This is a genomic window from Gryllotalpicola sp. CP2-P1 (assembly GCF_057512245.1).
Genome location: NZ_JBLRDT010000025.1, coordinates 1 through 22,426 on the forward strand (window position 1 = coordinate 1; position 22,426 = coordinate 22,426).

Genomic DNA, 22,426 nt, shown 5'->3' on the forward strand with positions numbered 1-22,426 from the left:
CGTGGGCGTCAGCCGATCAGCAGCTCGGCGATCAGGCCGTCGCGCAGCGTGAACGTCATCGGCCCCGTCCCGTTATACCCGTCGCCGCTCACGGTCAGCGTCACCAGGTAGCTGTCGGGCTGTGCACCGGGGGTCACGTCGACGAGCTCGAAGTGCGCGTTGACGCCGATGTTGTCGGTGCGGTTCCACGAGAGCACGCCGTCGCGGCCGGTGAAGTCGCGACCCCAGTCGTTGAGGTGCGCGTCCTCGGTGAAGGCCGCCGCGAAGGCATCCGTATCGCCTCGATTGGTCGCGTCGATGAACGTGCGGATCGCCGCGGGCAGCTGCCGCTCGCTCATCGCCCAGCCCCGGTCACGAGATCGTCGAGGCCGACGCGGGTGAGGAACTCGCGGCGGATGCGATCGGCGAGCTCCGAGACCTCTTCCGAGCCGTCGTTCGCGGGGTCGATGTGCACCCGATATGGCCTCTGGCCTGCCGGCAGTGCGACGATGCGGGCGATCTCGTCCGACACGAGCGAGGCGTCGGCGCCCTCGGGTGCGAGCGCGGCGAGCTTCTCGGCGACCTGGTCCATCAGGCCGGCATACTTCGCCTCGTACTCCGCCTCGGTCGCCGTGTCGCTCGGGCGGCCGGAGTGCGCGAAGTGGTTGGTGCCGCTCGTGAACGAGCCGGGAACGACGATCGAGGTCTCGACCCCCCAGCGGGCGAGCTCGGCGGCGTAGGACACCGCGAGCGAGTCCATGGCGGCCTTGGCCGCGAAGTAGGGCGCGAGATACGGCGGCGTGCCGCCCTTGACGCTGCTGCTCGAGACCCAGAGCACGAGGCCCGCGCCGCGCCGGCGCATGCCCGGCAGGGCGGCGCGGTTCACCCGCTGCGTCGACAGCACGTTCACGTTGTACAGCTCGGCGAGCTGCTCGGGGGTGAACGCCTCGGCGGGGCCGACGACCATGTGGCCGGCGTTGTGGACGAGGACGTCGATGCGGCCGTGCTCGCCCTCGATCTGCGCGATGGCGGCGTCGACGGAGTCCTGCGAGTTGACGTCCATCTCGATGGCGCGCAGGTCGACGCCGTTCGCTGCCGCGAAGTCCACCGCGGCCTTGACCTGCGGCGCGTTGCGCCCGGCCGTCTCGCGCATGCCCGCATAGACGGTGTGGCCCGCCTGCGCGAGGGCGCGCGCGGTGAGTGCGCCGAAGCCGCTCGACGCGCCCGTGATGACGATGATGTTGCTCATTGCTGTCTTCCTTGTCTCTCGTCGCGTGTGTGATGCCAGAGCGTCGGGGCGGCGGATGTCTAGGCCAGGCCGCCGTTGGTGAAGATGACCTGCCCGTTCACCCAGCGCGCCGGCCCCGCGAGGAACGCGACGGTCTCTGCGATGTCCTCCGGCTGGCCGAGGCGCTCGAGCGGAACCGCCTTCGCGAGGCCGGCGACGGCGGCCTCGTCCTTGCCGTTGAGGAACAGCGGGGTCGCGGTGGGCCCGGGCGCCACGGCGTTGACGGTGATGTCCTTGCCGCGCAACTCGCGGGCGAGGATCATCGTGATGCTCTCGACGGCCGCCTTGCTGGCGACGTAGGCGCCGTACGTCGGGAACTGGGTGCGCGTGACCGAGGTCGAGAAGTTGATCAGGGCGCCGCCCGCGCGCAGCCGGTTGGCGGCGAGCTGCGAGACGACGAAGGTGCCGCGGATGTTAGTGCGGTGCATCCGGTCCAGCTCGGCGAGATCGAGCGTCGCGATCGGGCCGAGCAGCATGATGCCCGCCGTGTTCACGACGACGTCGATGCCGCCGAAGGCGGCCTCGGTCGCGTCGAAGGCATCCTTCATCGCGGTCTCGTCCGCGACGTCGCCGCCGACGGCGATGGCGCGACCGCCGTTCGCGGTGATCTGCTCGACGAGGGCGTCGGCCTTGGCCTGGTTGCCGGCGTAGTGCACGGCGACGCCGAAGCCGTCTGCGGCGAGCTTCTCGACCACGGCCTTGCCGATGCCGCCGGAGCCGCCGGTGACGAGGGCGACGCGAGAGGTGGTGGTGTCGGTCATGATGTGCCTTTCGGGTGTGATTGGAAAATGAACGATGTGTTCATATAAGCACAAAATGAACGCTGTGTCCATATCTTTACCGAAGAGGATGTTGGCGCGTTTCGGCTCGGTTCGGCCAGGCCGACGGGCGGGGTGGGGTCTCGATACGGTCGCAGAGCGACCTACTCGACCAACGGGCGCGGCGCAGAGCGACCTACTCGACCAACGGGCGCGGCGCAGAGCGAGCTTCTCGACCAGCGGGCGCGGCGCAGAGCGAGCTACTTGACCGGCGGGCGGGGTCAGCCGCCGGCGAAGGGCGGCAGCACGTCGACCGTGCCCGACAGCGCCGTCGCGCGGTCGCGGCGCACGATGCCGCCGACGAGGAACGAGCCGGAGCGCAGGATGCGCCGCATCGGCTCGCCGTAGCGCTCGACGAGCGCGTCCTGCAGGGTGCCGAGCGTCGCGGGCTCTACGGCGAGCGCCTCGCTCTCGACGCCGGTCGCCTCGGCCGCCGCCGCGAAGTACCTGATGGTGAGCTCAGCCACCGATCGCCCCCATCGACCGCACCGGCGGTGCGAACTCGGGCAGCGAGATTCCGTGCCCGGACTGCTTGTTCCACATGGCGGCCCGCCAGGCATCCGCCAGCTCATCATCGGTGCCGCCCGCGCGCAGCAAGCCGCGCAGATCGGTCTCGTCGTCGCCGAACAGGCACGAGCGCACAGTGCCCTCTGCGGTGAGGCGGGTGCGGTCGCAGGACTCGCAGAAGGTGCGCGTGACCGAGGCGATGATGCCGAGGGTGGCGGGGCCGCCGTCGACGAGCCATTCCTCGGCGGGCGACGACGGGTCGTCGGGCCGGCCGACGGGCGTGAGCTCGTAGTGCTCGCTCAGCACGGCGATGAGCTCGGCCGCAGTCACCATGTGATTGCGGGCCCAGTTGTGGTCGGCATCGAGCGGCATCTGCTCGATGTAGCGCAGCTGCGCCCCGTTCTCGAGCGCCCAGGCGAGCAGCTGGGGGGCGTCGCCGAGCGTCTCGCGCATCATCACCGCGTTGAGCTTGAGGGGCGAGATCCCCGCGTTTTTCGCGGCGCGGATGCCGGCGAGCACGGACTCGAGCCGGTCGCGCCGCGTCAGCTTCGCGAAGTGCTCAGGGTTCACCGTGTCGAGTGAGACGTTCACGCGGTCGAGTCCGGCGGCGAGCAGCGCGGGCAGTCGGTGGTCGAGGCCGATGCCGTTCGTGGTGATCGAGAAGTCGGCGCCGGGGGCGGCGGCGCGGCTCGCGGCGATGATGTCGGCGAGGTCGGCGCGCATCAGCGGCTCGCCGCCGGTGAACCGCACCTCGCGCACGCCGAGCTCGCGCACGGCGATGCCGACGAGGCGGCCGATCTCGTCTGCGGTGAGCAGGTCGTCGCGGGCGATCTCGGGCAGGCCCTGCTCGGGCATGCAGTAGGTGCAGCGCAGCGAGCACTTCTCGGTGATCGAGACGCGCAGATCACGGGCGACCCGGCCGAAGCGGTCGATCAGCTCGGGGGTGTCGGGGCGGCCGTCGGTGGGCGGCAGCGCGCGGGGGTCGCGCCGCAGCTGCGGCATCCCCAGCGCGATCGACGTCATTCGGTCACGATAACCCGCCGTGACGTATCGTCGCAGAGTGACCGATGCGCGAACGGATGCCTCACCCGAGGTGCTGGCAGGGATCAGCGCCGAGCCCATCACCGTCGAGCCGGTCGAGGCGTTCGTGCGCGCGTCGGCGAACGGCGCGGTCGTGAGCTTCAGCGGCGTCGTGCGCGACCACGACGGCGGCCGCTCGGTGAGCGCGCTGGAGTACCAGGCGCACCCCGAGGCCGAGCGGTTCATCGCCGAGTGCTGCCGCCAGGTCGCCGCGTCGACGGGGCTGCGGGTCGCGGCCGTGCACCGGGTCGGGGCGCTCGAGATCGGCGACACCGCGCTGGTGGCCGCGGTCGCCGCGCCGCATCGCCGCGAGGCCTTCGAGGCGTGCGCAGAGCTCGTCGAGCTGATCAAGCAGCGAGTGCCGATCTGGAAGCGGCAGCGGTTCCGCGACGGCGTCTCGGAGTGGGTCGGGCTTTAGGGTGCGTTGCCCGCCCCCGTGCCGACTTAGGGGTGGCGCGCACGACGCACGATTGCGCGTATGTGTTGGGCGGCTGCGTACGCGCACTCGTGCGAGCTAGGGCTCTCGGTCTCCATTCGGCTTCGCCGAGTCGACCGGCGTCGGCGCCGAGTCCGCCGAGTCGACCTGCGTCGGCAGGCTCCCTTGCGCGTCGGCCAGCTGAGTCAGCAGCCACGGCGTGATGGCGGCCTCACCTGCCGGCGTGAGATGGAGCCCGTCGGAGGTAAGCGCCTGCCCGTCGGGCGTCTTCGTGCGACAGCCCGACTTCGGGCAGATGTAGGCGTTGAAGTCGAGCAGGCGCACGTCGGACTCCTGTGCCGCGGTCTTGCGGATCGCCGCGTTGAAGCAGCGCACCTGGCGCTTGTCGCCGACGACCACGGTGTTGATCTGGTCCGTCGCGAGCAGCACCGTCGCGGGGTGCTTCGCCCCGCGGACGATGCTCAACAGGGCACCGACCTTCTCGGTGTAGCGCTGCTGCCAGGCGGCGTCGCAGGGGCGCATCCAGTTGCCGTCGATGCGCTGCTGCGCGGCATCCCACCCGATGTGCGCGACGACGAAGTCGACGTCGCCCTTCGCGATCTGCAGTCGCAGGTTGTCCTGCCAGGGCCAGCATGCCCGCTTGTTGTCGGCCTTGCTCTGCGTCCACCCCTGAGCCGTCATCACCTCATCGGAGTCGAAGATGCCGCAGCCGCCGTATGCCTCGTCCTGGGTCGTGATCGCGCCGGGCGCATTCGCCTTGAGGGCGGCCGCCCAGTCGACGGCCATCGAATCCCCGACGAACACGGCCCGGGGCGCTCCGCCGGCGATGCCGGGCCGCAGGGTGGGAACCGGCGCGGGCGCGCTCGCACCGGCCGTCAGAGACGCCGCCTCGGCTGCCGTTCCCGGCAGCGACTGCAGCGACGGCAGGTACAGGCCTGTCGCCACCACCGCCAGGCACGCAATCGAGGCGGCGGTGAGGCCGCCCGCGCGGGTCCAGGGTCGGATGCGGATCGGCTCGGTGATCAGCCGGTGAACGAGCCACGAGACGATCAGCGTCACGGGGGCGCCGATGGCGAACATCGCCCAGCCGCTCACGCTGCCGCCGCTCAGCGTCTGCAGCATCCAGTACACGGGCAGATGGAACAGGAAGAGGACGTACGACATCTTCCCGACCTCGACGAAGAAGCGGTTGTGGAAGACCCGCGCCAGCAGATTGCCCGGCAGGCAGAGCGTCGCCGTCAGCAGCGCGGCCACGGCAGCGACGCCGGCGAGGCCGCCCCGGTAGATCCACGCGTCGTGGTAGCTGTGCACCGCGACGCTCGCGCCGACGAGCACCGCGAAGAGCGCGAGAGACGCGAGGGTGAGGCTCACCCGTGGACGGCGCGCCGCCTGCGCTCCGCCGCGCGCTTCCCACGCCTCGACGACGGCCGCTGCCGCGGCCCCCGCGATGAAGGCGACCGCGCGGCTGTCGGTGCCGAGATACAGCCGGTCGCTGTTGCTGCCGTCGAAGAGCAGCGGCGCGACGGCGCCGGCCACCACGGTGAGCACGATCAATGTCGTGATCAGCGCCGCCGAGCGATGACGCGTGAGCAGCCACACGATGAGCAGGACGACGGGCCAGACCAGATAGAACTGCTCGGTGATCGACAGCGACCACATCTGCCCCAGCGGATTGATCGCACCGAGCGAGTCCCAGTAGGACTGATTGGCCGCGAGCTGCTCCCAGTTCGCGACCTGCAGCATGCCGGCGATCGCGGTGCGCTTGGCGCGGCCGAACTCCGCCGCCGTTCCGAAGTGCGCGACCAGCACGAGGGTGACGAGCAGCGCGAGCACGACGCCCGGCAGGATGCGACGCGCCCTGCGCCCGAAGAACGCACCGAGGCGCAGGCGCCCCGAGCGGCGCAGCTCGCGCAGCGCGAGCAGCGTGACGAAGAAGCCCGAGACCACGAAGAAGACGTCGACGCCGAACAGCCCGCGGCTCGTGACGCCCGAGTGGTAGAAGAGCACCGAGAGGATCGCGAGGCCACGAAAGCCGTCGACGGCCGTGAAGCGCGCAGAGGCGCCGCGCTGACCGTGGGCGCCCTGCGGCGCCCGGCGGGCCCGCCGCGACTGCTCGACCTGCTGCGCCTGCTCCGCCTGACGCAGCGAGCGCCTGGTCGGAAACGGCGCCTCTGCTATCGCCGTCGACTGATCGGTCATCGCCCCAGGCCCGGCGCGCTCGTCGGCTTCGCTGTGTTGCACATGCCGACAGCCTTGCAACGAGGGCTACGGCGTGATCACTGAGAGCACTACGGAAGATCGCACGAGGGACTACTGAAAATCGACGAGCGTCTGGTCTCCATTCGGCTTCGCCGAGTCGACCAGCGTCAGTCTCGGCTTCGCCGGGGCGAGCAGGGGTGGGGTCTGGCCGGGGCGGGGTCTCGATACGGTCGCAGAGCGACCTACTCGACCAGCGGGTGGGTCGGCGCGGGTTACTCGACCAGCGGGTGGGTCGGCGCGGGTTACTCGACCAGCGGGTGGGTCGGCGCGGGCTACTCGACCAGCGTGTGCGCCGGCAGCTTGGCCAGGGCGTCCTCGACGGCGACCCACGAGAGCATCGCGCACTTGACCCGCGCGACGTAGCGCGAGGCGCCCCCGAGCACGACCGCATCGCCGAGCAGCTCCTCGTCGCCCTCGACCTGGCCGCGCGAGCGCATCATCTCGCGGAACTCGTCGATACGGCGGGTGAGGTCTGCGGCGGGCAGGTCCACGACGAGGTCGGAGAGCAGCGAAGCGGACGCCTGCGAGATGGCGCAGCCGTGCCCTTCCCAGCTGAGCGATTCAACGCGTTCGCCGTCGGCGCTCACGTGCAGCTGCACGGTGACCTCGTCGCCGCAGGTCGGGTTGAGCTGGTGCGATTCCGCCGCGGCGCCGTCGCGCAGGCCGAAGTGGTGCGGCGCGCGGGCGTGATCCATGATCGTCTCGCGGTAGAGGTCTTCGAGGTCATCGCTCACCCTCTCAGGCTACGTCCGGTGCGCGCATTGCGTCTGATGAGCGGCTGATCGGATGCCCGAGCCTCACTCCTCCGCCAGCGCCTGCGCGACGCCCTGCGCCGCGGCCTGCAGATCGGCGCCCGCGCTCGTCTCGTCCTTCGCGGCGACGGCCTGCTGCGACTGCGCGATGAACCCGTCGACGGCGGACTTGTCGTCTGCGGACAGCTCGGACGAGGCATCCGCGTACTTCTTGAGCAGCCGGCCCGCCTGATCGATCTCGGTGAGCGGCGTCTTCGGCGTGACCGTGAGCGCATACGCGACGGCGTCGTTCAGCGTCGCCACCTGCGCGGCCGATGTCGCGGTCGTCGTCGGCACCGAGATGGTGCTGGTCGCCCCCTTGCTCGCGCCGCTGCTCGTGCAGCCGGTCAGCACGAGCGCTCCCGCGAGGGCCAGTGTCATCACAATGGGGGACTTTTTCCTCACACCGCCAAGTTATCGACGGGCGGGGCCGATACGAAAGGATCTGTGACATGAGCGACGACCTGGTCTTGGGGCTCGACACGTTCGGCGATGTGCTCGAGGACGATCACGGCGAGTTGAAGACGTATGCCGCGAGCATCCGCGACATCGTCGAGCACGCGGTCATCGCCGACCAGTCGGGCGTGGACGCCATCACCCTGGGTGAGCATCACCGGCCCAAGTTCGCGATCAGCTCGCCCGAGATCGTGCTCGCGACGATCGCCGGGCGCACCTCGCGCATCAAGCTCGGCACGGGCGTCACGGTGCTGTCGTCGGACGACCCCGTGCGCGTGTTCGAGCGCTTCGCGACGCTGGATGCTGTCTCGAACGGCCGCGCCGAGGTGATCATGGGCCGTGGGTCGTTCATCGAGTCGTTCCCGCTGTTCGGCTACGACCTCGCCGACTACGACCTGCTCTTCGAAGAGAAGCTGGGGCTCTGGGCGAAGCTGCTCGACGAGAGGCCCGTGACGTGGCGTGGCAAGACCCGGCCGCCGCTCACCGACGCCGACGTCTACCCGAAGACCGAGAACGGGATCACCACGTATGTCGGCGTGGGCGGCTCACCCGAATCGGTCGTGCGCACCGCGCGCTACGGATTCCGGCTGATGCTCGCGATCATCGGCGGGTCGCCGTCGCGATTCGCGCCATACATCGACCTGTACCACCGCGCGGTCGGCGAGCTGGGGCAGCCCGCGCTGCCGATCGGGGTGCACTCCCCCGGCTTCGTCGCAGACACCGACGAAGAGGCGAAGGAGCTGCTGTTCCCGCGCTTCAAGAAAGTGCGCGACAAGATCGGCGCCGAGCGCGGCTGGCACGGCGAGGTGACGCGCGAGCACTTCGAGCAGGAGGCCACGGCAGGGTCCGTCTATGTCGGCTCGCCCGAGACCGTGGCGCGGCGCATCGCGGCGACCGTTCGGGAGCTCGGCGTGCAGCGCTTCGATCTGCTGTACACCTCGGGCTCGGTGCCGGCCTCCGCCGCGGCACGTGCCGTCGAGCTCTACGGCACGAAGGTGATTCCCCTGGTGCGCGACATCCTGAACAGCTGAGCCGGCATCCGGGTACCGCACCGGCATGACCGAGAACGGAACACACCCGCAGGACCCCGCCGAGGGGCCGGACGACGACCAGCAGCAGCAGGGCGACGACCGCAGTCAGCACCCCGAGCAGCCCGCCGAGGGCGGCGACGGCGCGCGGCAGAACGAGCCGCGCGAGCTGAACAGCGGCGACGACGTCACGCAGCCGGGCGGGGACGAGCCGGCGGACTGATCGCTGCGCGGGTGACGGATGCGTGAGGCATCCGCCACCCGCCGAGGGGTGCCCGGACGGCGAAAAAACGCGGCAAACGGCCCTCTCGGCACACCTCGGTGAAGCGCTCGGCGAAGACGTGCGGCGACGGCTACGAGTGCACGACCGCCCGCTCGGCCTGCCGCAGCGCGGCCTCGAGCTCGGCGACGGTCTGGCGCGCCCCATAGCCGGGAGTGCCGCGCTCGATGCGCCAGCTCTCGGACACCGGGCTCGCGTCGACGGCGTCGTAGCCGAGCTCGTCGTAGAAGCGCCGCGCGAACTCGAGGGCGTCCGGGTGGTCGCTCGCAATCGCGAGGGCTCGGCGGTTCGGGGCGCCGGCGGGCAGGCCCTGGGTCGGGATGTGCGTCCAGTTGATGTGATTGAAGACCTTCACGACGTGGGAGTCGGGCAGGTGCTTCTGCAGCAGGCCCGTGGTCGTGTCGCTCTCGTTGTCGATGGCCTCGATGCGGCCGTCGCGCGCGGGGTAGTAGTTGTTGGTCTCGAGCACGATCTTGCCGACGAGCGGTGCGGGGTCGAGCTGCCAGATGTTCTTGAGCGGGATCGACACGAAGGCGACATCTGCGGCAGCCGATGCCTCGGCCGCCCAGGCCGCGCGGGCCGTGCCCCCGATCTCCGCAACGAGGTCGGCGAGCGTCTCAGGAGAGCGCGAATTGCTGACGACGACGTCATAGCCGTGCTGAGCTGCGAGCTTCGCGACCGTTCCGCCGATGTGGCCGGCGCCGATGAATCCGAGAGTTGTCATGCTCGGGGCAACGGGCGCGGGGCGGCGCGGATTCCTCGCGCCGCGGTGTTTCTCAGCGTGTTACGGATTGCGACCGGGCCGCTTGGCCGGCGGAAGCCGCCCGCGTACCGTCGACCTACCGAACCCGCGAAGAAGGTGAAGCCATGTCCCGCACGATCTCGTCGACAGTCCTCCCGATCCAGCAGGTCATGGCCGGCGCGACACCGACCGCCTGGCGCGACGGCGTGGTGCTCGAGGCATCCGATCGCGAACTGTCCGTCGCGTTCCTCGACGGCGGTGTGATGCGCCTGCAGACGTTCGACGCGTTCGCCGGGCTGAGCGTCGGCGAGCCGGTCGCGTTCCACCCGGTCGCCGAGATCCTCGACGTGCGCAGCGTCGCGACGACCGCGCGGGTCGTCTAGGGTTTCCATTCGGCTTCGCCGAGTCGACCCGCGTCATCGCCGAGTCGACCCGCGCTCGGCTCTAGGCCATCAAAGCCTCGCACTTCGCGACCATGTCCTCGCAGGCCATCGCGCAGTAGCGGCAGTGCTCGGCCATGTCGGCATGCATGCGGCACTCGGCCGCGCACGCCTTCCCCATCGTCATGCAGGCCATGAGCATCGCGTTCATGACCTCCATGTCCATGCCGGCGGGGCGCATCATCATGCGCATCGTGGCGTCGGCCATGTCGGCCATGTTCGAGCACATCGCGGTGCACTTCGCCATGTCCGTCTCGGTCATGTCGGCGCCGGCGCACATGGTGGCGGCCATCGAGCACGCGTTGAGGGACTGGATGCAGTCCTGCATCGCGGCCATGTCCATCGGCATGCTGCCCATGGGCATGGACTTCATCATTTCCATCGTGTCCACGTCGTCTCCCGTCGCAGGGCCCGGCCGCGGCCGAGGCATCCGGTTATGTGACGAAATGTTACGGCAGCAGCCGTTCGGCGTCGAACCCGGGAACGAGGCGACTGATGCCGCGATGCTCGCCGGGCTCGTCGAGGATCAGCGGCGGCGCGGACGGCGCCAACGGGATCGTCATCAGCGCCGCATCACCCGGCGCGCGAGCCAGTTGCCGAAGAACTGGCCCAGTTGCACGATCACGATGATCACCGCGACCGTGATGTAGATGATCGGGTAGTTGAAGCGGTTGAGGCCGTACTGAATGGCGAAGTCGCCCAGGCCGCCGCCGCCGACGGCCCCTGCCTGCGCCGACATGTCCACGAGCGCCACATACACGAAGGTATAGCCGAGGATCAGCGGGCCGAGCCCCTCGGGGATCAGCACCGTGAAGATGATGCGGGCCGGGCTCGCGCCCATGGCGCGCGCCGCCTCCACCACGCCGGGGTCGACCGCGACGAGGTTCTGCTCGACGATGCGCGAGACGGCGAACGCGGCCGCCAGCGAGATCGCGAACGCCGCGCCCTGCACGAAGAGGTACGTTCCGAGCACCTTCACGGTGAGCGGCGCGATCGCGGCGATGAAGATGATGAACGGCACGGGGCGGACGATGTTGACGACGACGTTGGTCACCACATTCGCGGCCCGGTTCTCGAGGAGACGGCCGGGTGCCGTGGCATACAGCAGGATGCCGATGCCGAGGCCGAGCGCACCGGAGACCACGAGCGCGGCGAACACCATGACGAGCGTCTGCCAGATGGCGGTGTAGAAGGTGGGCAGATCGTTCAGGAATCCGGTCATTCCGCGACCTCCTCGACCACGTCGACCCCGCCCGCGCGCAGCGCGGCGAGAGCCGCATCGATCGCGGCATCCGAACCGGTCAGCTCGTAGGTGAGGGAGCCGATGGGCTTCTCCTGCAGTTCGCTGATGCCGCCGTAGACGATCTCGCCGGAGACGCCGTGTTCGGCGAGCGTGCTCGCAAGCAGGCCTGCGAAGCCGCGCCGGTCCGGCACCTTGGCGGTGACGAGCCGGCCCGCGTGGGACGCCCGCAGGCGCCGCAGCGTCTCGGCCGACGGTCGGTCCCGCAGCACCGTGGCGACGAAGCGCGCGACGGTCGGCGTGGAGGGCCGGGCGAACACGTCGTACACGTTGCCGAGCTCTGCGAGACGCCCGCCATCCATGACCGCGACGCGGTCGGCAATCGCGCGGATAGCGTCCATCTCGTGCGTGATGACGACGATCGTGACGCCGAGCTCGCGGTTGACGCGCTTGAGCAGCGCAAGCACGTCGGCTGTGGTCTCGGGGTCGAGCGCGCTGGTGGCCTCGTCGGCGAGCAGCAGCTTGGGGTCGGTGGCGAGCGCGCGGGCGATGCCCACGCGCTGCTTCTGACCGCCCGAGAGCTGCTCGGGGTAGGCGTGCGCGCGCTCGAGCAGCCCGACGAAGTCCAGCAGTCGCGCTACCTTCCGGTCGCGCTCGGGCTGCTTCACGCCGGCGAGCTTCAGGGGGTAGCCCACGTTGCCGGCGACGGTGCGCGAATTGAAGAGGTTGAACTGCTGGAAGATCATGCCGATCTCACGGCGAACCGCGCGGCGCTGCTTCTCGGGCAGTGCGGTCAGCTCGTCGTCGCCGACGAACACCCGCCCGGCCGTCGGTAGCTCGAGCGCGTTGATCAAGCGGACGAGAGTGCTCTTGCCCGCGCCGGAGTACCCGATCACGCCGAGGATCTCTCCCTGGATGACCTCCAGGGAGAGATCGGTGACGGCCGTGACCGGCCCGGCCGGGCTGGGGTACGTCTTGCTGACGCCCTCGAGTCGGACCAGTGCGTCGGTCATGCTCAGCCCTTGGCTGCCTTCTCCTGCTCCTGCGTCTTGGCCAGCAGGTCCTGCAGCTCCTTGGCGGTCAGGTCGCTGAACACGGCGCTGCCGCCGTTGACCTCCTGCACGGACTTCTCGACGCTCGGGTCGAGGTAGAGGGCCGCGAGCTTCTGGTAGAGCTTGTTGTCCTTGTCCGCGTCGCGCGCCACGAACACGTTGACGTAGGGCTGCGCAGAAGGGTCGCTCGGGTCGTCCTTCGCGATGATGTCGGTGTTCGGCAGCTTGGCGTCGGTCGCATAGTTCTTGTTGACGATGGCCGCCGCGACCGAGCCGGACTGCAGGGCGCGCGCCGTCTGCGCGGCATCCACGGTCGTCACCTTGACCTTCGACGAGGTGATGTCGTTCACGGTCGAGAACGGCGAGCCGCCGTCCTTGAGCTCGAGCAGGCCGGCCGACTGCAGCACAAGCAGGCCGCGCGCCTCGTTGATCGCGTCGTTCGGGATGGCGACCGCGGCGTTCGCCGGAAGGTCGGCCGGCTTCTTGTAGTCCGTCGAGTACAGCGGCAGCGGGTAGATCGCCGTCGGCCCGATCGGCTGCAGGGTGTCGCCGCTCGAGTTGTTGTAGTCGGCGAGGTACTCGATGTGCTGGAACTCGTTCAGGTCGGTCTGCTTCTGCTTCAGCGCGGGGTTCGGCTGGCTGTAGTCGGAGAAGTTCACGAGCTTGATCGTGACGTTGTACTTCTTCTTCGCGAGGTCGGAGTAGATCTTCCAGTACGGCTGCGAGGCATCCGTCACCCCGATCGACACGGTCTGCGCCTTGGCGGTCGTGCCGCTCGCACCGCCGGACGCCGCGTCATCGGCCTTCGGCTTCGCGACGTTGACGATGATCAGGACCACCGCGACGATCACGACGACGGCCGCGATGACGACGCCTGCGATCAGGCCGGTGCGGCGCTTCGGCTTCTCGGGAAGTCGCGGGGGCAGGGACGGCTCGGACATGGGTGCTCCTTTTCCTCGTGGGGTGAGCGTCCATCGTCACGGCGCCTCGGCGGCTCTGCCAATTCGTGTTGCGCCGCGTTGAGCCATGTGACGTCACACTGTCACGGCGGGTTGCGCGTGATCAGGCGAGGGCGACGGATTCCCGAGCCGGGGTGCGCGTGAGGGCGAGCGTGGGCTCCGGCCATTCGGGGTCGGGGAGCGACGCGCGCAGCTCGGGCAGCACGTCGGAGGCGAACAGCTCGAGGCTCTCGCGCAGCGCCGCCTGGCCGAGCTCGCCGCCGTGGCCGCTGATGTGGATCACGGTGTTGCCGAAGGCCTCGTGGTAGCGGTGGACCTTGTCGAGCACCTCCTGCGGGCTACCGACGAGGGCCGAGCTCTGGGCGAGGTACTCGTCGTAATCCTTGTAGAGCGTGAAGGTGCCGGGCAGCTGGTGGCTCGCGTTCTCGCGCAGCGATGCGGCGAGCTTCTCGTACGACGGCCGGAACGCCGCCCGCGCGTCCTGCGAGGTCGGCCGCACGACGAGGGCGATGTGGCCGGCGCCGACCGTCGCGTCGTGCGGGTCGCGGCCGAACTCCTCCCACTTCCGGCGGTAGTGGTCGATCAGCCGGCCGTAGTGCTCGAGCGGGTTGAATCCGTTGGCCGAGAAGATCGGATCGCCGTGCTCCGCCGCGAGCTCGACCGAGCGCTCGGCCGAGGCCGAGCCGTGCCAGATGCGGATCTTCGGCTGCAGCGGCTTCGGCCAGATCTCGGCGTCGCGCAGGGGCGCCGTTCTGATGCTGGGGACGCCGGCCGGGGCATCCCACGTCACCTTCTGCTCGCTCCAGATGCGGCGCAGCAGCAGGTAGTTCTCGCGGATCGTGTCCCACGCGTCGAGGCGGCCGATGCCGAACAGCTCCGCCTGCTCTGGCCCGTTGCCCTTGCCGATGATGAGCTCGAGGCGGCCGCCCGAGAGGTTGTCGAGGGTCGCGTAGTCCTCGGCGACGCGCACCGGGTCGAGCACCGAGAGCAGCGTCACCCCGGTGAAGAGGCGGATGCGGCGGGTGAGCGCGGCGAGGTGGGAGAGGACCACGGGCGGCGCGCTCGAGAGGAACGGCGGGTGGTGCCGCTCCCCCACGGCGAAGCCGTCGAAGCCGAGCTCCTCGAAGAGGATCGCGGTGTCAACCGTCTGCGTGAGGCGCTCGGCGGGCGTGGGGGTGCGCCCCGTGGCATCCGGGCCGTTCGGGATGATGTCGAGGCCGATGACCTTCATATGTCTCCTGTCGAGGCTTGGATTCGACGGGTGCGAAAAGCACGCTCACGGCGCGCTGAACGTACTTCTCGCACCGCCGAACGCGTGCACTGCACTGCCTGGGATCGCCTCCAGCAGGCGGCGTGTGTAGGGATCGCGCGGGGATTCGAGGATGTCTGCAGCCGGCCCCGCTTCGACGAGGCGGCCGCCTTGCATGACGCCGACGCGGTCGGCGACCTGTCGGACGACGGCGAGGTCGTGCGTGATGAAGAGGTAGGCGAGGCCGAGCTCGGCCTGCAGGTCGGTGAGCAGCTGCAGGATCTGCGCCTGCACGGACACGTCGAGGGCCGAGACCGCCTCGTCGAGGATCAGCAGCTCGGGCGAGAGCGCGAGGGCGCGGGCGATGGCCACGCGCTGGCGCTGCCCGCCGGAGAGCTCGGCGGGGCGGCGGCTCGCGAATGAGGCCGGCAGCGCGACCAGGTCGATGAGCTCGGCGACTCGCTTCGCCCGCTCGGCGCGGGAGACCCCGAAGGCGCGCAGCGGCTCGTCGACGGCGTCGGCGACCGTGAAGCGCGGGTCGAGCGAGGCATACGGATTCTGGTAGACGAGCTGCAGTCGGCGGCGCAGCTGCCGCAGCCGTTCGCCGCGGGCGTGCGTGTAGTCCTGCCCGTCGAGCAGGACGATGCCGTCGCTCGCCGTCTCGAGGCGCGCGACGAGGCGCGCGGTCGTGCTCTTGCCCGAGCCGGACTCGCCGACGAGGGCGAAGGTCTCGCCCCGTGCGATCTCGAAGCTCACGGCGTCGACGGCGCGCAGGCGCTCGCGGCCCGAGCCGAAGTCCTTCGTGAGGTCGGTGACGGTCAGCAATGGCGGGCGGGCGACGCTCACCTCGGCATCCGCCCGCGCTTGCTCGCCGATGCTCGTCGAGGGTCGCAGCCGCGCGGCGGACAGCGCGGGCGCCGCGGCGACGAGCGCCCGCGTGTACGGATGCCGCGGCGCACCGAGCACCTGTGCGGCGGCACCCGTCTCGACGATCTCGCCGCCCTGCATCACGAGGATGCGGTCGGCGCGGTCGGCGGCGACCGCGAGATCGTGCGTGATGAGGAGCACCGCGGTGCCGCGCCCGCGCACGAGGCTCTCGAGGTGGTCCAGGATCTGCTTCTGCACCGTCACGTCGAGGGCGCTGGTCGGCTCGTCGGCGATGATCAGCTCGGGCTCAGGGGCGAGCGCTGCGGCGATCAAAGCACGCTGCTTCATGCCGCCGGAGAGCTGGTGCGGGAACTGCTTCGCCCGCAGCGCGGGCTGCGAGAGCCCGGCGAGCTCGAGCAGGGCGACGGCCCGCTCCCCCGCGGCGCGGCGGCTCGCGAGCTTGTGCACGCGCAGCGCCTCGGCGACCTGCTCGCCGACCTTCTTGACGGGGTCGAGCGAGACGACCGGGTCCTGCGGGATGAGCCCGATGCGCGCGCCCCGCACCTCGCGCCACTGCCCGCGGCTGAGCTTCGTGAGCTCGATGCCGTCGAAGGCGAGCTCGTCGGCAGCGACCCGCGCGGTCGCGTCGAGCAGGTGGATGACCGCCTGCGCCGTCGTCGTCTTGCCGCTGCCGGACTCGCCGACGATCGCGACGATCTCACCGCGACCGACCTCGAAGTCGACGCCGCGCACCGCCTCGACGCGGCAGCTGCCCGTCTCGTAGGCGACGCGGAGGTTCTTGACGGAGAGCAAGAGCGAGGCATCCGTTGTCATCGTGTCGCTCCGTTCTTCTCGAACGCGCGGCTGACCCGGTTCGCGGCCAGCACGACCGCGACGATGATCAGCCCCGGGAAGGTGGTCAGCCACCACGAGGTGGCGAGGTAGTTGCGGCCCTCTGAGATGAGGGCGCCCCACTCGGGCGCGGGCGGGGGCGCCCCGAAGCCGAGGAAGCTCAGGCTTGAGATCGCGAGCACGGCGGTGCCGAACTCGAGCGCAGACAGCGACAGCACGGGCCCGAACGAGTTCGGCAGCACGTGCCGGCGCAGGACCGTGTACCAGCGCACGCCCGAGGCACGGGCCGCCTCGACGTAGAGCGCGGTCGAGATCGTGATGACCTCAGAGCGCATGACGCGCGCGAAGCTCGCGGCGCTCGCGAAGCCCACCGCGACCGCGACGTTGATGGTGCCGAAGCCGAGCGCCGTGATGATCGCGAGCGAGAGCAGCACGGTCGGGATGGCGAGCACGACGTCCATCACCCGCATGATGACGTCGTCGACCCAGCCACGCAGGAAGCCGGCCAGCAGGCCGAGGATCGAGCCCACGAGCAGGGCCAGCACGACCGCCAGGAACGTCGCCGCGAGGGACTGCGCCGAGCCGTAGACGACGCGCGCCCACAGGTCGCGGCCGAGGTTGTCTGTGCCGAAGATGTGCTGCGCGCTCGGCGCCTGCAGGCGTTCGGCGACGTTGCCGGTGAGCGGGTCGTGGTGCGCGAACAGGCTCGGCGCGAGCGCCCACACGATGACGAGGGCGATCACGAGCACGGAGATGACGAGACCGGGTCGCGTCACTGCGCCCCGCAGTGCACGCGAGAATCCGGATGCCCGTGCCGGTCGTTCCTCGGCATGGCCGGTGTTCTCGGCGCTGCCGTCGGTGAACCGCTCGTTCAGGATGAGCTCTGACACGGTGGACCCCCTAGGCGGTTGCGGCGGCGCGCCCGAGCACGATGCGCCGGTCGATGAGCGGGTAGACGAGGTCGACGGCGAGGCTCGAGACGACGAAGACCAGCGCGGCGAAGACCACCACGACCTGCACGACGGGAAGGTCGCGGTCGCCAACGGCCTGCACGACGAGCCGGCCGACGCCGGTGCGCGAGAACACGGTCTCGGTGACGACCGTGCCGGCGAGCAGGTTGCCGATCAGCACGCCGACCATGGTGAGCGTCGGCAGCACGGCGTTGCGCAGCGCGTGCGCGAAATGCACCCGCGCCTCGCCCGCGCCCTTGGCCCGCACCTGCTCGATGTACGGCCGGCCGAGCGTCAGGCGCAGGCTGCGCGAGAGCAGCTGCGCGATGTAGGCCCCGGTCGGCACGGCCAGTGTGACGGCGGGGAGCACCAGGCTGCGGAATCCCTCGTCGCCCAACGACGGGAACCAGCGCAAATGGAACGAGAACCACTGCAGCAGCAGCAGGCCGATCCAGAACACGGGCACCGCGGCGCCGAGCGGCGGCAGGGCGCCGAGCGCCTGACGCAGCCACGCCGCGCGCGGGAAGGTGCTCGCGACCGCGAGCAGGAAGCCCACGACGACCGCGAGCACGAGGGCCGCAGCGGCGAGTCCGAGCGTGTTCGGCAGCACCTGGGTGACCTCGTGCAGCGCCGGCTGGCCCGTCTGCGGGTTGCTGCCGAAGTCGCCGCGCAGCGCCTTGCCGAGCGCGTGCAGGTACTGCAGCCACAGCGGCTGGTCGAGCCCGTACTCGTGGCGCAGCTGCTCGACGAGCTTCGGGTCGACCGTGCTGGCGTCACCGCCCCCGGCGGCCGCGACCGTGGCCGCGTCGCCGGGGAGGGTGAACAGGATCAGGAACGACAGGGTGTACGCCGCCCACAGCACGAACACGCCCTGCAGAAGCCGTCTGGCCACATATTTCACTGGTGCTGCTCTGAGCATCGCCGCTCCGTTCGCCCGCGTCGCCTACTTGCTGAGCCAGGTGTCGTAGAAGTCGAGCCGGCTGGACGCTTCGAACTTCAGGTCGTGCACCTTGTCGGAGGCCGCGATCGTGGTCGACAGCTGGAACACCGGGATGGACCAGGCTTCCGTGATCAGGGTCTTCGCGGCCTGGTCGACAAGCTTCTGCCTCGCCGCCTTGTCGGTCGTGGCGGCCTGCAGGTCGAGGACGTCGTCGACCGCTTCCGCCGCGCGGTGGTTGTTGTTCTGCGTGCCTCGGGCCGAGAAGACCGTGCGCACCACATCGGGGTCGGCGCGGGTCAGATTGCCCCATGACAGCGCCTGCGTGCCGTCGTTGGTCGCGGTGGCGTCGGCGATCGTCGTCTGCTTGAGCTGCAGCTCGATGCCGACCGCCTTGAGCTCCTGCTGCACGAGCTGCAGCTGGTCGCTCGTCGGCTGCCAGTAGACGAGCGTGAAGGACAGCTTCTTCCCGCCCTTCTCGCGGACGCCGTCACTGCCGAGCTTCCACCCGTCGTCCTCGAGCAGCTTCTTCGCGCCCGACACGTCCTGCGTGAGCAGGCTGCTCTGGTCGCTCCAGTAGGGAGTGGAGGAGGACAGCACGCTCTTCGCCGGCTTGTCCCACTTGGTGAGCAGCTTCGTCACCGCACTGCGATCGATGGCCTTCGAGATCGCCTGGCGGACCTTCTCATCGGCCAGGGCCGGGTTCTTCGCGTTGGGGTAGAGGTTGTACACGACACCCGGGTTGGTGCGGTTGCGCACCCAGAACCCGTTGCCGTCGAACTGCGGCAGGTCGGTGGCCTGCACATCTGCCGACGCGTCGATCTGGCCGCTCGACAGCGAGCCCGTGAGGGTCGACGCCTCGGGGACGACCTTGAAGGTCACGCTGTCGAGGTAGGCCTCACCGGTGTGGGAGTTCGTCGAGGGGCCCCAGTCGTAGCCGTCTCGCTTGACGAGCACCGCCTGCTGAGCCGGGGTGAAGCTCTTCACCGTGAACGGGCCCGAGCCGGCGAACTTGCCCGCGCAGCGATCGGCGACAGAGAGCTTCGTGCTCGCGTTCGACACGAGCCCCAGCGTGAAGGTCGAGGTCGCCTGCAGGAACTGCGCGCTCGGCTTGCTGAAGTCGATCTCGACCGTCTGCGGGTCGATGACCTTGACGTCCTTGAGGCCGCTCAGGTAGGTCGAGCCGAGCGTCGCCTTGGCCCCGAGGGCCTGGATGCCCGCGAAGTTCTCCTTGACGGATTCCGCATCGATCGGCGTGCCGTCGGCGTACGTCGTACCCGTGCGCAGCGTGAACGTGAAGCTCGACGCATCCGCATTCACCTTCCACGAAGAGGCGAGCCACGGCTTGATCTCGCCGGTCTTCGGGTCCTGCGAGGTGAGCGAGGCGACCGTCTGGCGCGCGATGGCGATGTCGTCGTTGTTGCCGACCTGCTGCGGGTCGATGCAGCCGTTCTCGCTCGAGATGGCGAAGGTGAGGTTGCCGCCCGAGACGGGCTTGGAGGCGGCGCTCGAGCCGGCGCCGTTCGTGGAGCCGGAGCCGCCTGAGCAGCCGGCGAGCGCGAACGCGAGCGCGGCGGCCCCTGCAGCGAATGCGGCGACGCGCGCCGTGGTGCGTGAGGTCACAGTGGTACTCCTGGTTGGGGTCGAGGTGGGGCGATTCGAACGTTAGGCACCCGGCGGAGGCCGGCGCCCGAGTGTGAACTACTGGGTCCCTGCGTTACGAAGATGACGTCACGAGGTCGGCGGGCTGCGCGACCGGCGGCTTGACGCCGAGCAGTTCGCGCAGCGTCGCCCCTTCCGGGTACTCGGTGCGGAACACGCCGCGCTCCTGCAGCTCGGGGATCACGCGGTCGGCGAACTCGTCGAGGCCCGTGGGGCTCAGGTGCCCGACGATGACGAACCCGTCGGCGGCATCCCCCTGCACGTAGCGGTTGATCTCCTCCGCGACGTGCTGCGGCGTGCCGACGAAGGAGTGCCGGCCGGAGACCCTGATCACGAGCTCGCGGATGCTGAGGTTCTCGGCCTCGGCCAGTTCCCGCCACTGCCGCGCGGTGGCCGCGACATCGCGATCGTGCCGCACCCGGCCTCGGGTGACGGATGCCCCGCCGAGGTCGGGTTCGATGTCGGGCAGCGGCCCCTCGGGGTCGTAGGCCGTGAGGTCGCGCCCCCACACCTGCTCGAGGAAGGCGATCGCCGTCTGGGGGCTGACCTGCTGATGCTGGATGAACCGGCTGCGCTCCTCCGCCTCCTCCGCCGTGTCGCCGAGGACGAAGGTGACCGCCGGCAGGATCTTGAGGTCGTCCCGGTCGCGGCCGTTCGCCTCGACCCGGCTCTTGACGTCGGCGTAGAACGCGCGGCCGTCCTCGAACTCCGAGTGCCGCGAGAAGATGACCTCGGCATCCCGCGCTGCGAAGTCGCGGCCGTCGCTCGAGTCGCCCGCCTGCACGATCACGGGGTGGCCCTGCGGCGAGCGCGGCAGCGTGCCGTAGCCCGTCACGTCGAACTGCGGCCCGTGGTGGTCGACGAGGCGCAGCGCGTCGCCGGCGAGGAAGCGGCCGCCCGCCTTGTCCGCGACGATCGCGTCGTCGGCCCACGAGTCCCACACCTCGCGCGCGGTGGCGATGAACTCGCTCGAGCGCAGGTAGCGATCGGCGTAGTCGAGGAAGCCGCCGCGGCGGAAGTTGGCGCCGGTGAAGGCATCCGACGTCGTCACGACGTTCCAGCCGGCCCGGCCGCCGGAGAGCACGTCGAGAGTCTGCAGCTGGCGCGCCAGCTCGTAGGGCTCGTTGAAGGTCGAGCTGAGCGTGCCCACGAGGCCGATGTGCTGCGTGATCGCCGCGATCGCCGCGAGGATCGCGAGCGTGTTGGGCCGACCGACGACGTCGAGGTCGTGGATGTGCCCGCGGTGCTCGCGCAGGCGCAGCCCCTCGGCGAGGAAGAGGTAGTCGAACTTCCCTCGCTCGGCGGTCGCTGCGAAGTGCTCGAACGAGTCGAAGTCGATCTGGCTGCCTGAGGCCGGGTCGCTCCACACGGTCGTGTTGTTCACGCCAGGGAAGTGCGCGGCGAGGTGGACCTGCTTGATCGGCTTGCCGGTGGTGGGGTTCGTTGCGGTCATCAGGCGACTTCCTTCTCGTAGCGGTTCACAGCAACCGGCAGCCCGAGGCGGGCGCGCAGCGTCGCGGCGGGGTCGTCGGTGCGCGGCGTGCGCACGCCGGCCGCCTCGAGCAGCGGCACGACGTCGCGCGCGATGCGGTCCAGGTCGTAGGGCAGGCGCGCGGGGCGCAGACGGATGCCGTCCACCCCGGCCGCGTGCCAGGCGAGCAGCCGCCCGGCGACATCCTCCGCGGTGTCGGCGACGATGAGCGCGTCGCTCGTGAAGGTCTCGCCGGCGAGCTCGTCGAGGTGCGCGAGGGCTGCCTGTGCGGCATCCGTCGTCTCCTCGATCAGCACCACGACGTCGGCCCAGACGCGCAGGGGCTCGCCCACGCGCTCGACCCGCGTCTCGGCGTCGCGCACCTCGGCGCTTATCGACGCGAGCTGCGCGTCGTCGTGCGGCGTGATGAACACGACGTCGCCCTGGCGGGCGGCGAGCTCGTAGGGAATGCGCTGATGCGCGAGCAGCGCGACGACCGGCTGGCCCTGCGGCGGGCGGGGCACGATCGACGGGCCCTTGACGCTGAAGTGCGCGCCCTCGAAGTCGATGTAGTGCAGCCGCTCACGGTCGATGAAGCGGCCGGTCGCGGTGTCGCGGACGATCGCGTCGTCCTGCCACGAGTCCCACAGCCGGCGCGCGACCTCGATGACGTCGGCCGCCTCGCCGAACCACTCGCTGATGAGCGCCTGCGCCTCGGGCCCCGTGAAGTCCGCCCGGTCGATCTCGGGGAAGGTGCGGCGCCCGACGTGCGCGGCCTCGTGCGGCTTCGCCGCGGCGATCGGGCGGATGCCGGCACGCCCGCGGCTCGCGTAGTCGAGGGTCGCGATCGCGGTGGAGACGTGGAACGGCTCGGTGTGCGTCGTGCTCACGGTCGGGATGAGCCCGATGCGCGTCGTCACCGGCGCGAGCCAGTTGGCGAGCAGCACGGCGTCGAGGCGGCCGCGCACGTCGCGGGTCTCGGCGGGGTCGACGGTGTCGAAAGGGTGGCGGGTCTGCAGGCCGAAGGCGTCCTCGATGGTGAGCAGCTCGAGACCGGCGTCGTCGGCGGTGCGGGCGAGGTCG

At 70.2% G+C, this 22,426-nt stretch carries 23 protein-coding genes and 1 pseudogene; 4 read left to right on the forward strand and 20 right to left on the reverse strand.

Annotated features, from left to right (window positions below):
• Positions 1-8 precede the first annotated feature (8 nt).
• The 5 genes from ACM2XV_RS03660 to moaA form a co-directional block, all read right to left on the reverse strand.
• Entirely contained in the window at positions 9-338 is a 330-nt protein-coding gene (locus ACM2XV_RS03660; protein WP_487026001.1) for a nuclear transport factor 2 family protein, read from the reverse strand.
• Positions 335-1,228, reverse strand: a complete 894-nt coding sequence (locus ACM2XV_RS03665; RefSeq protein WP_487026002.1) for an SDR family NAD(P)-dependent oxidoreductase — start codon at positions 1,226-1,228, stop codon at positions 335-337. Before ACM2XV_RS03665 ends, ACM2XV_RS03660 begins: the two co-directional genes overlap by 4 nt.
• 59 nt (positions 1,229-1,287) lie before the next feature.
• Positions 1,288-2,028, reverse strand: coding sequence for an SDR family oxidoreductase (locus ACM2XV_RS03670; protein WP_487026003.1), 741 nt, complete (start codon positions 2,026-2,028; stop codon positions 1,288-1,290).
• Positions 2,029-2,306: 278 nt separating this feature from the next.
• On the reverse strand, positions 2,307-2,552 hold the full coding sequence (locus tag ACM2XV_RS03675) for a MoaD/ThiS family protein (protein ID WP_344772565.1): 246 nt from the start codon (positions 2,550-2,552) through the stop codon (positions 2,307-2,309).
• The gene (gene moaA / locus ACM2XV_RS03680; protein WP_487026004.1) at positions 2,545-3,615 is read right to left on the reverse strand and encodes a GTP 3',8-cyclase MoaA; all 1,071 of its coding nucleotides are present in this window, start codon (positions 3,613-3,615) and stop codon (positions 2,545-2,547) included. The genes ACM2XV_RS03675 and moaA overlap by 8 nt, the downstream gene beginning before the upstream one ends.
• Before the next feature lie 37 nt (positions 3,616-3,652).
• Here moaA and ACM2XV_RS03685 point away from each other — a divergent pair, with 37 nt between their 5' ends.
• Positions 3,653-4,090: a molybdenum cofactor biosynthesis protein MoaE gene (locus ACM2XV_RS03685; RefSeq protein ID WP_487026005.1), complete on the forward strand. Its 438-nt coding sequence runs from the start codon at positions 3,653-3,655 to the stop codon at positions 4,088-4,090.
• 96 nt (positions 4,091-4,186) lie between these two features.
• On the opposite strand, the gene ACM2XV_RS03690 is transcribed toward ACM2XV_RS03685, so the two are convergent.
• The 3 genes from ACM2XV_RS03690 to ACM2XV_RS03700 all read right to left on the reverse strand — a co-directional run bounded on the left by ACM2XV_RS03690 (position 4,187) and on the right by ACM2XV_RS03700 (position 7,539).
• Positions 4,187-6,349 carry a DUF459 domain-containing protein gene (locus tag ACM2XV_RS03690; protein ID WP_487026006.1) on the reverse strand — a complete coding sequence of 721 codons (2,163 nt, stop codon included), beginning with the start codon at positions 6,347-6,349 and terminating at the stop codon, positions 4,187-4,189.
• Between the two features lie 290 nt (positions 6,350-6,639).
• Entirely contained in the window at positions 6,640-7,101 is a 462-nt protein-coding gene (gene sufU / locus ACM2XV_RS03695; protein WP_344772573.1) for a Fe-S cluster assembly sulfur transfer protein SufU, read from the reverse strand.
• A 63-nt stretch (positions 7,102-7,164) separates the two neighbouring features.
• Complete coding sequence (locus ACM2XV_RS03700) at positions 7,165-7,539, reverse strand: hypothetical protein (RefSeq protein WP_487026007.1); 375 nt, start codon at positions 7,537-7,539, stop codon at positions 7,165-7,167.
• 71 nt (positions 7,540-7,610) lie between these two features.
• On the opposite strand from ACM2XV_RS03700, the gene ACM2XV_RS03705 reads away from it, so the two are divergent.
• Together ACM2XV_RS03705 and ACM2XV_RS03710 are read left to right on the forward strand one after the other, a co-directional pair.
• The gene (locus ACM2XV_RS03705; protein WP_487026008.1) at positions 7,611-8,645 is read left to right on the forward strand and encodes an LLM class flavin-dependent oxidoreductase; all 1,035 of its coding nucleotides are present in this window, start codon (positions 7,611-7,613) and stop codon (positions 8,643-8,645) included.
• A gap of 25 nt (positions 8,646-8,670) precedes the next feature.
• Entirely contained in the window at positions 8,671-8,865 is a 195-nt protein-coding gene (locus ACM2XV_RS03710; RefSeq protein WP_344772579.1) for a hypothetical protein, read from the forward strand.
• A gap of 130 nt (positions 8,866-8,995) precedes the next feature.
• Here ACM2XV_RS03710 and ACM2XV_RS03715 read toward each other — a convergent pair.
• Positions 8,996-9,664: pseudogene (locus ACM2XV_RS03715) on the reverse strand (NADPH-dependent F420 reductase); the annotation flags it as partial.
• 125 nt (positions 9,665-9,789) lie between these two features.
• Here ACM2XV_RS03715 and ACM2XV_RS03720 point away from each other — a divergent pair.
• Positions 9,790-10,047, forward strand: a complete 258-nt coding sequence (locus tag ACM2XV_RS03720) for a nuclease (protein WP_344772583.1) — start codon at positions 9,790-9,792, stop codon at positions 10,045-10,047.
• Between the two features lie 61 nt (positions 10,048-10,108).
• Here ACM2XV_RS03720 and ACM2XV_RS03725 read toward each other — a convergent pair whose 3' ends face one another.
• The 11 genes from ACM2XV_RS03725 to ACM2XV_RS03775 form a co-directional block, all read right to left on the reverse strand.
• Positions 10,109-10,486 (reverse strand): four-helix bundle copper-binding protein, encoded by a 378-nt coding sequence (locus tag ACM2XV_RS03725; RefSeq protein ID WP_344772944.1) that lies wholly within the window; start codon positions 10,484-10,486, stop codon positions 10,109-10,111.
• A 180-nt stretch (positions 10,487-10,666) separates the two neighbouring features.
• Complete coding sequence (locus ACM2XV_RS03730; protein WP_344772585.1) at positions 10,667-11,326, reverse strand: methionine ABC transporter permease; 660 nt, start codon at positions 11,324-11,326, stop codon at positions 10,667-10,669.
• Positions 11,323-12,357, reverse strand: coding sequence for a methionine ABC transporter ATP-binding protein (locus ACM2XV_RS03735; protein WP_344772587.1), 1,035 nt, complete (start codon positions 12,355-12,357; stop codon positions 11,323-11,325). Before ACM2XV_RS03735 ends, ACM2XV_RS03730 begins: the two co-directional genes overlap by 4 nt.
• A gap of 2 nt (positions 12,358-12,359) precedes the next feature.
• Positions 12,360-13,337, reverse strand: a complete 978-nt coding sequence (locus ACM2XV_RS03740; RefSeq protein ID WP_487026009.1) for a MetQ/NlpA family ABC transporter substrate-binding protein — start codon at positions 13,335-13,337, stop codon at positions 12,360-12,362.
• Between the two features lie 121 nt (positions 13,338-13,458).
• Entirely contained in the window at positions 13,459-14,586 is a 1,128-nt protein-coding gene (locus tag ACM2XV_RS03745; protein ID WP_487026010.1) for an LLM class flavin-dependent oxidoreductase, read from the reverse strand.
• Between the two features lie 45 nt (positions 14,587-14,631).
• Complete coding sequence (locus ACM2XV_RS03750; RefSeq protein WP_487026011.1) at positions 14,632-16,305, reverse strand: dipeptide ABC transporter ATP-binding protein; 1,674 nt, start codon at positions 16,303-16,305, stop codon at positions 14,632-14,634.
• The gene (locus ACM2XV_RS03755; protein ID WP_425553360.1) at positions 16,302-17,213 is read right to left on the reverse strand and encodes an ABC transporter permease; all 912 of its coding nucleotides are present in this window, start codon (positions 17,211-17,213) and stop codon (positions 16,302-16,304) included. The genes ACM2XV_RS03750 and ACM2XV_RS03755 overlap by 4 nt, the downstream gene beginning before the upstream one ends.
• 10 nt (positions 17,214-17,223) lie before the next feature.
• Entirely contained in the window at positions 17,224-18,165 is a 942-nt protein-coding gene (locus tag ACM2XV_RS03760) for an ABC transporter permease (RefSeq protein WP_344772595.1), read from the reverse strand.
• 51 nt (positions 18,166-18,216) lie between these two features.
• Positions 18,217-19,833 carry an ABC transporter substrate-binding protein gene (locus ACM2XV_RS03765; RefSeq protein ID WP_344772597.1) on the reverse strand — a complete coding sequence of 539 codons (1,617 nt, stop codon included), beginning with the start codon at positions 19,831-19,833 and terminating at the stop codon, positions 18,217-18,219.
• A gap of 94 nt (positions 19,834-19,927) precedes the next feature.
• Positions 19,928-21,325, reverse strand: a complete 1,398-nt coding sequence (locus tag ACM2XV_RS03770; RefSeq protein ID WP_344772599.1) for an NtaA/DmoA family FMN-dependent monooxygenase — start codon at positions 21,323-21,325, stop codon at positions 19,928-19,930.
• Positions 21,325-22,426, reverse strand: a 1,102-nt coding sequence (locus tag ACM2XV_RS03775) for an LLM class flavin-dependent oxidoreductase (RefSeq protein ID WP_487026012.1), incomplete at its 5' end; no start/stop codon positions are given. The genes ACM2XV_RS03775 and ACM2XV_RS03770, both read right to left, overlap by 1 nt.